General features: G+C 26.9%; 1 protein-coding gene. It reads left to right on the top strand.

The genetic code is table 11. From position 1 onward, the window contains the following. Positions 1–138: 138 nt before the first annotated feature. On the top strand, positions 139–625 hold a 487-nt coding region (locus ACW2QF_RS18695; protein WP_455717528.1), incomplete at its 3' end, for a 4Fe-4S cluster-binding domain-containing protein.

The following is a 625-nucleotide window of genomic DNA, read 5'->3' as shown; positions in this document are numbered from 1 at the left end:
ATAAATAAAGTAATATATATACTGTAACAATTTTATAACTTAATGATTCAAGCTAGATAAAAGAATGTATAAATTTTAATTATTAATAATTTTTATTTAGTATAGTAATATAAGGAAAACGATGGAGGGTATGGTGAAATGAGTATACTAACAAAGTATATGGCAACATATAATTTAAATGATGACAATTATTTAATGCTGAATACAATATCGGGTGCTGTTGATTTAATTGACAAAGAAACAAAAGTTATTATTGAAAATATGAAAAAAGTAGATGTGTTAGACTGCGATAGCAACGAGTTATTAAGGGCATTAGTTGAGAGAGGATATATTTTTGAATCTAGAGAAGAAGAGATTAACGAATTAGAAAGACAACGTGTGTTTCGAAAAAAATACATAGAGAATATTGCACAAATGTATGTAATATGTCCAACTACTTTTTGCAATTTAAATTGTGTGTATTGCTTTGAAACGGAACAGGTAAGAAGTAACACTGCTGTAATGACTGATGAACAAATTGAAAGAGTTTTTTCTATTATACGTGATCAGAAAAGCAAATCTGATGCTAAGATACAAATAATAGAATTATTTGGAGGAGAACCTTTATTACCAATAACTAAAGAAG

Source organism: Anaerosporobacter sp. (genome assembly GCF_965301125.1).
Note: the sequence above shows the minus strand (reverse complement) of the source record. Positions and strands in the feature narration are given on the sequence as shown.